An 11,099-nucleotide genomic window follows, 5' to 3' on the forward strand; every position below is an offset into this window, starting at 1 on the left:
CCTAATACATTTGCACATTTGGCGTATGTCATCACGCTGGGAACCAGATCCCGATATCCGTCGGGGAAACCAGGTCATCCACAACCTCCATGCACACTTGGTGGTTCGTCACCAAGTACCGGCGTGAGATCTCCAACAGCGAGATGCTGACGCGCTGCGAGACGATCACGCGGGACGTGTGCGAGAGCTTCGGCGCACAGCTGCGGGAGTTCAACGGCGAAGGCGACCACGTCCACCTGCTCGTCCACTACCCGCCGAAAATCGCCCTGTCCAAACTCGTCAACTCCCTCAAGGGCGTCAGCTCCCGCTACCTGCGCGCGGAGTACACCGGCCGGATGAACCGAATCGGCACGGGCTCGGTGTTCTGGTCCCCGTCCTACTTCGCGGGCTCCTGCGGCGGCGCACCACTGAGCATCGTCAAGGACTACATCGACAGCCAGAAGCGGCCAGCCTGACCGTCACCACACAGACGCAGAGAACCCCGGCACTTCGCGCCTCCAGACCGAGGACCGCATTCCCGCCCGGCCTCAAGGCCGGGATTCCCTGCGAAGAGCAAGGGATGGCCAAGCCGTAGGGATTCCGCCCGCCTGGGACGGAGCGCATACAGAACATGCGTTGCCGGCCCCGGGACGCGAAAGCGGAGGACCAATGCGCCCAAGGACCGTTCGGGGCGTACCGGCGAGCCGGGACTCACTCCTGCTCACTGCCCAGGAACGGTGTGCTTGCGTGGCGGTCGGCTGGTGGGTTCGGGGAAGTCGTTGGCCAGACCCCGGTGGCCCTCGTCGACCATCACAGTGACCTGCGGAGGTGTCCGCAGCTGCTCGGCGATGCCTTCGGTGCGCAGCGCGGCCTGGTCGTGCATCCGGCCGGGCCGGTCGGCCCCGGGCCACAGCAGGCGCCCCGAACCGTCACTGACGGTGGTGGTCTTGGCGGTGTGCTGCTTCTTCTTGCCGGAGACGAACACCTTGCGGCCGGGTCGGTCGGCCTTGGGACGTCGGACCTGCGTCTGGGTGCCGTCGATACGAAGCTCGACGCCTTCGGCCCGGGCGGAGGCGAGGACGTAGTGGGCCGGCGTGTGCAGCCGGATGCCGGGCCGACCGGGGGGCAGCGAAGCCGCGGGCGGCCAGTAGCGGCCGATCTCGTGGATGGCGCGGGTGACGGTGGGCCGGGTGACCCCGTACAACTCGGTCAGTGCTGCGTGTGGCAGCTGTAGTGAAGACCAGCTTGTGGTTCGGCCCGGCTCCGGCGGCCCGCTTGCGTTCTCCGCCGCGACGCTCGCGCAGCTCGGACTCGCACCGGGCCATCCACGCGCTGGTCAACTCATCGATCTAAACGCCGAGATGTGCACGGTCAAGGCCGCAGGAGGCGCGATGGGACAAGGCCGCACGGGCCCGGTAATGCGTCACAACATCACCAACCCGTCGCGGCCACCGTCATGTCACGGTCCAGCCGCCGCTACCGCGTGCTGACTCGTTACTCGGCGGCGCCGTCGTCGCGGGTGCGCTGGTAGTGGCGCCTGGCCTTCATCCTGTTGCCGCAGACGGCCATCGAGCACCAGCGGGCCTTGTTGGCCTTGCTGCGGTCGAGGAGGAACCGCCGGCATTCCGGGTTGGCACACGGCCGCAGGCGGCCGGGCATCGTCTCCTGCAGTGTGCTCCAGGCCAGGACGGCCTCCACCGCCATCCGGCGCTCTTGCGGGGCGTCGATCTCCCAGGACACCCCGGTGGGGGAGAGGTGCGGGTGGGAGGTGACGTCCTTGAGGAGCGGGGCGAGCGACGCGGCCGGCCGGGTAGCGCGCACACCACGCTCTGCAGGGCATCGCGCGCCTGCAGGAGGTGTCGGTGCTCGTCCGGGGTGCCGCTGCCGCCGTGAACCCGCTGCCAGGGCCTGGCCGATTCCGGATCTGCCAGCTGGTCCTGGACGACCCCGCCCACCACCGGCGTGGTGTTGAGGAGCCCGCATCCGCACTGACTGCCCGTCCCGCCGGAGTGGTGCGACGTTTCGAACCCCGGATACACCGCGGCGTCGTCGCGACGACGTCGACACCCTCCGACGCCCTGGTCTCCCAGTTCCTGGCAGATCTCCGGCGCCGTGGTCTGCCAGTCGTCCATACGGCGGCCTGACGGGCCGGCCGCCTATGACGCCGGGCATGGCTGAACGAGGGGCTGCCCGCCGTCAACAGGAAGGGTGACACCGGTCATGAAGGTGTTGGTCAGGGCGAGGACGACGGCCTGGGCGACGTCCTCGGGAGTTCCGATGCGCCCTCAAGGCAGAACCCCGGAAGCCGGATGCGCCGCGAGCCAGTGCTGTAGTTCGGCGTGCCGGAACTGGTAGGCGGGACCGGAGTAGCGCATGAGGCCCGCGGAACAGGCCCAGTCCAAGAAGCGGCCCAGCCGGAAGGGCAGCCGCCGGCGCGAGCACAGCAGAAAAACCAGGTAGCGGCGCGCGGCGCTGAGGCCCGAGGCCTGGCCGGAGGCGACCGCGGTGGCCGCCCCGATGACCAGACCCGTGCTCGGATCCAGGAGCAGGGCCACCGTGCCGCCGACCGCCAGCCCGCCGAACAGTCCGGTGGAAACCGCGTAGATGAGCCCGTACACGGTGTCGTCGCGCAGCGCGATGGGAGGGCTGACGGCGGTCGTGGGCGCCCCGCGCAGGCCGGCCGCCATGCTGAACCGGAAGCCGGCGCCCAGCCCGGCCACCCAGCTCACGACCGTCCCGGCGGCAAGCGCGGCCGAGGCATGTCCTGCCGCCACAAGGGCCGCGCCGAGCGCCAGCCCGGTGGCGATGCCGACGACGGTGGCGAGGACAGGGTTGACGACGAGACCCACCACGAAGCGGCCCCGCAGGCCGGGAACGTGCCGCTTTTGCCAGTCCAGTCTGCTGGGGCTGGGGGCGAGAGCGGCGGCCAGGCTGGACGCCCCGGCCAAGGCCAGCACGCTGGACGCCACCTCGCCGACCAGAGGGGTGAGCCAGGCGCCGGGCAGGACGGCGCTGATCAGGCAGAACGTCAGCAGCGCGTCCGCCACGCGCACCGTGCGGGGCCCGGCCAGCGGCCACAGGCCGTGCACAGTGATGTCGGTGGTCGGGTACGCGGTGGCGCCGGTTCCCGCCAGGTGCCCGGCGAGGTGATGCAGCCACCGGTGGACCTGTGCCGGCCGGTAGCGGGGCGGGCCCGGGGCGCCGGCCGCCGGTTCCACGGCGGCCGGAATGTAGCGGGCCAGCAGGTGCCGGTCGAGCGCGTCGATGTCGTGCAGCACAAGCAGGTCCGCCGGGTCGCCGTGGTAGCGGTAGACGGTGGCGGTCAGCCCGAGCCGCCAGGGGGTCGACAACGCCTGGGCGTGCACGCCGAAGGGGTGGGCGGCGAGGTGGTCCAGCAGGGTCCGCCAGCGGGCCGGGTCGTGGCAGCGGTCGCGCAGATAGGTCAGCGCGGGTGCGGACGCCACGGGCGAGATGACTACCAGCGCGGAGTCGATCAGCGGCTCGTGCGCGAGGAGCGCGTCGTAGTTCGCGATCCGGCTGGTGAGGACGAGCGGGCCTGCGTTCAGGCCCTGCTGGTGGGCGTTGAGGTGCTGTACGGCGGCTCGTGCCCGGCGGGCGTCCGGGTCCGGTGAGCCGTCGGCTCGCGGCGGATCCATCTCGTCCAGGCCGTCGAGGACCGGCAGCACCATGCCGTGGGCCACCAGCCCCTCCGCCATCTCCCGGGGCCAGTCGAGGGCCTGGGTGAGGTGGTCCACCAGCAGTTCGGGCAGCGTGTGGGCCGTGTCCCACTGAGCCATGGGGATACGCACGGGCACCGGGTCGCCGTCGGCCCGGTCGGAAGCCAGGGCCAGCACGAGCTCCAGGGCCAGCACCGTCTTGCCGGAGCCGGGTACTCCCGCGATGACCAGTCGCCGGGGCCGGGTGGTCTGGAAGAACCCGGCGATGTCGGGGGCCGGGTCACAGTCCGGGCCGGGGGCGCCGATGCCGCGGAAGGTGCGTCCCGCCACGGGGGCCTCGGCCGCGCGCCCCGGCACCGCGCGCAGGGTGTAGCGCAGGTCGATGCGCCGGGTGTCGCCGCCGAGCAACTGGTGCCGCAGTTTGCGCTCGCTCTCCTGCACCTGGACGGCCAGCGTCGCCGCCCACTGCCGTACCAGTTCGGCGTCCGTGCCCTGCCAGGGGCGCCGCAGCGCAGCCACCGCGGCCACCAGTCCGGCCGCCCCGAGCGGCAGCCCCAGCAGCCCGGCGGTGTCAGCCGGACCGAGCCCACCGCGCACCAACTGGGACACCGCGTATCCGGCACTGGCCATCAGCAGGAGCGCAGCGAGCGCGACCCCCACCCGGCGCCGCTCCCGTTCCCGTCGTCCCCCGAATCCCGCCATGCCTTGCTGCATACCCGCCGGGCACGCCGAACTCCCGCCGCGGCAGCGGAGATCGAAGGCCCGTGGGCCGAAGGACGGAGGCCTGCGTGTGCCGGCGGGGCCCCAGGCAGCCGGGGCGAGACACGTTCCCCCATCGACGATGCCGGCTCACGCCGCTGCCTCGGGGCACGGCGGGGCGGACGCGGCACATTGATCGAGTGCCTGCGTGGCCACGCACAGTTGGTGCACACTTTCGGGGTGGGTCTCCAAGGGGAGGGGGTGGCGGACCTGCCCAGCGGTGAGCGGCTGCGCGTCATCTTCGTTCACGGGACCGGAGTACGCCGGGAGCGGTTCGCGCGTCTGTCGGACTTGGTCCTCGACAACCTGGGGTCGCGCCTTCCCCAGGCCGAGGTGTCCGCCGTCTACTGGGGTGACGCGCACGGCGCTTCCCTCGGAGCGGGCGGCGTCTCGATCCCCCGCAGGGGCCGGGCCCGTGGCCCGTCGGACGCCACCCCCTTGGACGAGGAGGCCGCGGTATGGGGGCTTCTGCTCGTCGATCCGCTCTGCGAACTGCGGGTGTTGGCCGAGTGCGGCTTACAGGACGACGACATCGGGGCACCCGGCGTACTCGCCGAGGGGCGCCAAGTCGCCCGCGCCCTGGAGGCCTTACCGGCGGCTTTGTCCGCCGACCCGCCCGCGAGCGGGATCGCGCAGGCGGCGGGAGGAATGGCGAACGTCCTCGCGGCAGCGCAAGCAGTGGCGTCCGCTCCGGAGTTCGGTGACGCCTGCGATACCGCCGTGGACGCGCCGGCCGTGCGGGAACTGGTGACCTCGACGGCACGAGCGGTCGTCGCGCATGCACTGGCCGCCGTCGGCGACGAGGTGGTCTGCACGGGGGACGAACGAGACCGCCTCGTCGACCTCGTCTCCGCCCGTCTCGGCGGCACGGGACGGTTCCCGGGCGAGCGGGTCGGAGCCGTGCTGGGCACCCTGGCGCTGCGCCTGACGACACAGCCCGTGCTGGACCGCTGGCGCACGCCGCTGACCACCGGCGCGGTCCCCGCACTCGGCGACATCCTGCGCTACCAGGCCAGGGGCGGGCCGCTGCGCGACCGCCTGGAGCAGACGATCGTCTCCCAGGACGGGCCGACAGTCGTCATCGGCCACAGTCTCGGGGGCATCGCACTGGTGGACTCGTGCGCACTGGCCGCGATCGGACAGACGGCTCTGCCACAGCCCCAGTTGCTGGTCACCGTGGGCTCTCAGGCACCGTTCCTGCACGAACTCGGCGCGCTCACCGGTCTGCCGCCGTCGGCCGGTCTGCCCCCGGGGTTCCCGCGCTGGCTCAACGTCTACGACCGCAGGGACCTGCTGGCCTACCGGGCGGAACCGGTATTCACCGACGACTCCCGGGTGACCGACCACGAGGTGAGCAGCCGCCAACCGTTTCCGCTCAGCCACAGCGCCTACTGGAAACTCGACGCGGTGTACGACCGGATCGTCAAGGAGATCGAGGCATCGCGGTGAGCACGGCCGATGTCATGGAACCAGTCGATCCGCGCAGGATGTTCGCCCTGGTGGTCGGCATCGAGTCCTACGCGATCAGCCACAGGTGGGATCTGCCCGGCGCGGCGCGGGACGCCGTGCGCTTCGCGGACTGGCTGACGGCCGGCGGCGTGCCCGAGGAGCAGGTCCATGTCCTGGTGTCTCCCCTGGACCGGACCGCGGCGGGCCTGCCGGACTCCGACGGCCCGGCGCCGACACGCGATCACGTCGAGCGTCTGCTGTTCAAGGAACTGCCCGCGTGCGACGGGGACCTGCTGTGGATCTACTGGGCCGGACACGGCTACCTGGACCACGCCCACCAACTGCTCCTGCCGTACGCCGACGCCACCCGGGACTGGACGTCCCATCTCAATCTCGAGGCCGCGCTTCGCTGGTGGAAGGGATCGGGTCCCATGGCGGCCCGCTTCCGCCGGCAGATAGCGATCGGCGACGCGTGCCGAGTGGACGCCCGTCTCGCCCGGAAGCTCTCCTTCGGGGTGGCGGAGTACGGCGCCCGTCCCCCGGACCCTGACCGGCTCCAGTTCACGCTGTACGCCTCCCGGGTCGGCGAACTCGCCCAGAATCTGCCGGACAGCGGAGCCGGGCAGTTCACCGACGCGCTCATCCGCCGGCTCCGGGAGACCTCGCCGCAGACGAGCGTGCGTGAGCTCGTTCCGATCGTCCGGACCGTGCAGGCCGACCTCTTGGAGATGCGCTCCCGCGGACTGGCGTGGCAGCAGCCCCAGTTCGTCGTCGACCGGGACTGGACCGGCTCCACCTTCCTCGGCGACAGCCGGCACACGGACGACCGGCCGACGGGCGGCACGCCGACACACAGCGCAGCCTGCCTCGACCAGCGAGCGTGGGACGAATTGGCGCCGCTGCTCCACCTGCCCCGCCTTCCCTCCCACACGTACGACGCCTACCGCTGGGCGTTCGAGATCACCGACTGCGCCCATCCCGCCCGACGTGGCCTGCCGACCGCCGAGTTGGCGGGCATCACGCACGACCTCGATGCACGCCAGGGCCGACCGGGCATGCCCCTGGTGCTGCCGTTCATGAGGTATCTCGCCGCCCACTGCACGGACAGCGTGTGGGCGCAGCAGGTCCTCGTCTGGATCGAGTCGGCCCGTACGCGGCTGGGCATGTCCCCGGTCCCGGTCCCTCCCCGAGCCGACCCCGAGCAGGTCGGCCTGCATGTGCGGTTCGAGGAGGACACAGAACGGGATGGCGCCTACTGGGTGCGGATGTGGCTCTACCGCAACGAGGGTTTCGAGACGCTCTGGGAGTCGGACCAGCCACTGGACCCGGCCGGGACCCGGCGGGCGCTGGCCCGTCTCCTGGACGAGACGCACGCGTGCGACGTGCGACGTATCGAGTTCCATGTACCGCTCGGTCTGCTGGCCGAGCCGTTCGAATCCTGGCGGCTGCCCATCGGCAGGCGCCGCAAACCCGTCGAGCTCGGCCAGACGTTCGAGGTCGTGGTGCGTTGCCCGCAAGAGCGGGACGGCCTGGCCGGGGCGCTCTGGCTTCGCAAGTGGCAGTGGCTGAAGGCTCATGGCGGAACGGATCCGCAGGCGGTGAGGGAACTGCGGGACGAGGGCGTGTCCGTGGAACTCGGCACCATACTCCAGGCCGCCGAGTCCCCCGTCTGTGTACTGGCCGACGTCTCCGGGCCGCGTCTGACGGAGACGATCGAAGCAGTGCTCGACGCCGGCGTTCCGATCGCCGTGTGGCACCGGGACGGCGGTGAACCCGGTCGCATCGCCGCGATCCTCGCCGAACAGTGGGACCCGGAGGAACTGAACGTCCGACGGCTGCCCTTCCTGGTGTGGCAGTCCAGGATCCCGAACGCGGCTTCCACCGCGCGGACAGGACGTACGTCCGCCGCCCGTCTTGCGTTGATGTGGGACGACCCTGAACGTGTACCCGAAAGGCGGGCATTGTCATGACGGCGGAGGACTGGTGGATCTACCGAGGCCCTGGAGCCCGTGACGACCGGCGGGCGAAGCTCGCGGCCGAGTGTCCTCCTTGGCGCACCTTCGACGGCGAGACGGATCCCGGGTACGACTTCCCGGACCGCGACAGCGCGGCCTGGAGGGAGACCCTACGGCGGGGAGCCGACCACGTTCCGGACACGGCGGAGGCGAACGCGGTCAACACCGCTCTGTATCTGCGCCGTCCGCTGCTGGTGACCGGAAAACCGGGAGTGGGGAAGTCCTCCCTCGCCTACAGCATCGCCGCGGATCTGGGGCTCGGCCCCGTGCTGCACTGGCCCATCACCAGCCGGAGCACGCTGCGCGACGGGCTCTACCAGTACGACGCCATCGGACGGCTCCACGAGGCCAACCTGCGGCATCTGCGGGGGCAGAACCCGGACCCCGACGGCGAGGGCCCCTCGATCGCGCCCTACCTCCGCCTCGGCCCCCTGGGCACCGCCCTGCTGCCTCGCGAGCAGCCCCGGGTGCTGCTCGTGGACGAGATCGACAAGAGCGACATCGACCTGCCCGGTGACCTGCTGACCGTCTTCGAAGAAGGCACCTACGACATTCCCGAGCTGGCCCGGGTCGCCGGTCAGGAACCCGAGGTGCGGGTCGGCACGCACGACGACCCCGAGGCTCGGGTCCACGTACGGCGGGGCCTCGTACGGTGCCGGTCGTTCCCCGTCATCGTCCTCACCAGCAACGGGGAACGGGATTTCCCGCCACCGTTCCTGCGCCGCTGCATCCGGCTCTACATGGAACAGCCCGGCGAGGAGAAACTGGTGCAGATCGTCCGGCGGCGCCTGAGGCTGGACACCGCTGAGGCCGACCGCCAGCGAGGGCTCGTCGAGCAGTTCCTGCAACGGCGACTCGACGGCGATCTCGCCACCGACCAGCTCCTCAACGCCGTACAGCTGCGGCTGCGCGGGGCCTGGCCCGACACCGCCGGCGAGGGGGAGTTCCTCGACGCGGTCCTGCAACGCCTCACCGGTCCCACCACCGGTCAGGGACCCTTGTGATGCTGGCGGAACTGCGTGCGGCGCTGCTGGCAGCCGGAGTCGAGGCCGGACCAGAGGAACTGGCTGACATCCTCTGGCTCGCGAGCCGAACGGGCGCCCACCGCCGACCACGCGGGGACGAGGAGCCCGAGCGGCCGCCGCCCCTCGGCGAGCGGACGCCGACGGCTTCCCCGCCGCCGAGTGACACCCCCACGCCTTCCGCCGGCACGGTACGCCACTACGCCTCCGCCTCACCTGGCGGCCGACCCCGTGACCTACCGCGAGGCAGGCCGGTCCAGGTGCGGCGCGCGCCGGACCTCGCCGACCCGCTCGCCCTCATGCGAGCCCTGCGCCCCCTGGCCAAGCGGACCGTTCCCGGGGTGACCGGCACCGAGCTGGACGAAGAACGCACCGTGGCCGCCAGCGTCGAACAGCGCGTGGCGGTGCCGGTCCTCACCCCGCGCCGCAGCCGGTGGATCGACCTCGCCCTGGTCGTGGACACCCACCACTCGATGCTGCTCTGGCACGACCTGGTCACGGAGCTGTCCAGAACCGTCCAGCGAGCCGGGGTCTTCCGGGACGTACGCACCTGGTTCCTCAGCGGCACCGACGGCACCTCCCCTCCCCGGATCGCGTCCGCACGCGGCGGTGAGGCCCGCAGTCCCCAGGAGGTCGCCGATCCGACGGGGCACCGGCTCACCGTGGTCCTGACGGACGGAGTGGCGCCCGGCTGGGGCAGCGGTGCCCTGCACGACGTGCTGCGCCACTGGGCCGTGCACAGCCCGCTCTGCATGGTGCAGGTACTGCCACGCCGGCTGTGGGGCAGCACGTCGTTGCCGACGACCGGCATGCTGGTGCAGGCGAGTCAGCCGGCCGCCCCCAACGCGTCCTGGCGCCTGCTGCCGGCCCGCGCCCGTCGGCGGCGCTCCGAGCCCCGGCAGGGCAGCCCATGGCCACCGGAGCCGGCCGGGACGATCGCTGTTCCCGTCGTCGAAGCCACTGCGCCGGGGCTGGGTTCCCTCGCCTCGATCGTCACCGGAGGCGGGCGCTGGCACCGGACGTCCTGTCTGGCGGTCCCCCGAGCCCACGCACCCGTGGAAGAGCCACCCGCACCAGCTCCCGCCCTGTCCGGCCCCGCCGCTCTGCGACGCTTCCACGAGACCGCGTCCCCCCTGGCTCTGGAACTGGCCGGCTACCTGTCGGCGGTGCCGCTCACCCTGCCCGTGATGACCCTCGTCCGCCGGGTCATGCTGCCCCACGCGGAGCACGGACATCTCGCCGAGGTGGCGCTGGGCGGACTGCTTCTCCCCTGGGAGCAGGCGGGCGACCGGCCCGACGACATGTCCGTGTTCGCCTTCGACTTCCTGCCCGGAGTGCGCGAGGCACTGCTCGGGGCGCAGCTCCGCCATGACGTGACGGCCGTGCAGGAGCTGGTGCGCCGCAGGATGGGCCGTCATCTTGAACGCCGTGCGACGGGTCCCGGCACCGACTTCACGGCGGTGCGAGTAGGACCGGGCGAGCCGGCCAACGGCGCGGGCCGCGGCCGGGCGGTGGGGGCGGGCGCCGTACCGTTCGCCGAGTCCATCGGCGCTCCGCGGCACGTGACCCCGGTGGGGCAGACCGACGCGATGGCCCTGGGGGTCCACCCGGTCGTCTTCACGGACCGGGCCCGCCCCCTCCCGGACTACGTGGAGCGGGACCACGACGCCCGCCTGCGTACGGCCGTGCGGCGTGCCGCCTCCGGGGACCGAGCGCGTGTCGTCCTGGTCGGCGGGGCGCTGTCAGGCAAGACACGCTCCGCCTGGGAAGCGATCCGGGCCCTCCTCCCCGGCTGGCAGGTGTGCACGCCGGACGGCGGCACGAGCGGTCAGGACGCCGTGTGGCGCGTGGGTCCCGAGACCGTGCTGTGGCTCGACGGTCTGGAGCGATTCCCGGCCGTCGAAACACTTCTTCGGTCCACGGGCGCGCCACGGCTCGTGCTCGCCACCGTGCGGCCGGAGCACTGGGAGAGGACGCACCAGGACCCCGCTTGGAAGGGGGCCACGGTGATCCACGTCCCGCACGCCCTGACCGCCGCCGAGGTCGAGCGCGCGCGCTCCGCCTGGGCCGGCTCCGGCCACCCCGTTCTCGACGCCGTACTGGAACTGGCGGGGCACGGCGGTGGTTTCGAAGGACTGACGGCCGGCCCGGCGTTCCTCGACGCCTACGAGAACGCCGATGAGATGGTCCGGGTCCTG

Annotated in this window: 5 protein-coding genes and 3 pseudogenes; 5 read left to right on the plus strand and 3 right to left on the minus strand. The window is 71.9% G+C overall.

The window, feature by feature from the left end:
• The first annotated feature begins 25 nt into the window (after positions 1 to 25).
• Positions 26 to 455: pseudogene (gene tnpA, locus OG798_RS53855) on the plus strand (IS200/IS605 family transposase).
• 245 nt (positions 456 to 700) lie between these two features.
• On the opposite strand, the gene OG798_RS53860 reads toward tnpA, so the two are convergent.
• The 3 genes and pseudogenes from OG798_RS53860 to OG798_RS53870 form a co-directional block, all read right to left on the minus strand.
• Complete coding sequence (locus tag OG798_RS53860; RefSeq protein ID WP_328755879.1) at positions 701 to 1,183, minus strand: transposase family protein; 483 nt, start codon at positions 1,181 to 1,183, stop codon at positions 701 to 703.
• Between the two features lie 290 nt (positions 1,184 to 1,473).
• Positions 1,474 to 1,937, minus strand: a pseudogene (locus tag OG798_RS53865) (CGNR zinc finger domain-containing protein).
• A 327-nt stretch (positions 1,938 to 2,264) separates the two neighbouring features.
• Positions 2,265 to 4,358, minus strand: a complete 2,094-nt coding sequence (locus tag OG798_RS53870; RefSeq protein WP_328755877.1) for an NACHT domain-containing protein — start codon at positions 4,356 to 4,358, stop codon at positions 2,265 to 2,267.
• 237 nt (positions 4,359 to 4,595) lie between these two features.
• Here OG798_RS53870 and OG798_RS53875 point away from each other — a divergent pair, with 237 nt between their 5' ends.
• From OG798_RS53875 to OG798_RS53890, 4 genes and pseudogenes are all read left to right on the plus strand, one after another.
• The gene (locus tag OG798_RS53875; protein WP_328759953.1) at positions 4,596 to 5,864 is read left to right on the plus strand and encodes a hypothetical protein; all 1,269 of its coding nucleotides are present in this window, start codon (positions 4,596 to 4,598) and stop codon (positions 5,862 to 5,864) included.
• Positions 5,861 to 7,834, plus strand: a complete 1,974-nt coding sequence (locus tag OG798_RS53880) for a VMAP-C domain-containing protein (protein WP_095849827.1) — start codon at positions 5,861 to 5,863, stop codon at positions 7,832 to 7,834. Before OG798_RS53875 ends, OG798_RS53880 begins: the two co-directional genes overlap by 4 nt.
• Positions 7,831 to 8,883 (plus strand): AAA family ATPase, encoded by a 1,053-nt coding sequence (locus OG798_RS53885; protein WP_328755875.1) that lies wholly within the window; start codon positions 7,831 to 7,833, stop codon positions 8,881 to 8,883. Before OG798_RS53880 ends, OG798_RS53885 begins: the two co-directional genes overlap by 4 nt.
• Positions 8,883 to 10,313: pseudogene (locus OG798_RS53890) on the plus strand (SAV_2336 N-terminal domain-related protein); the annotation flags it as partial. The gene OG798_RS53885 and the pseudogene OG798_RS53890, both read left to right, overlap by 1 nt.
• Positions 10,314 to 11,099: the final 786 nt, after the last annotated feature.

It is taken from the genome of Streptomyces sp. NBC_00271 (assembly GCF_036178845.1).
GTDB lineage: Bacteria > Actinomycetota > Actinomycetes > Streptomycetales > Streptomycetaceae > Streptomyces.

Excerpts from the sequence above, each read along its gene's own strand:
- OG798_RS53870 (WP_328755877.1), bottom strand. The coding sequence starts at position 4,358 with ATGGCGGGATTCGGGGGACGACGGGAACGGGAGCGGCGCCGGGTGGGG.
- OG798_RS53885 (WP_328755875.1), top strand. The coding sequence starts at position 7,831 with ATGACGGCGGAGGACTGGTGGATCTACCGAGGCCCTGGAGCCCGTGAC.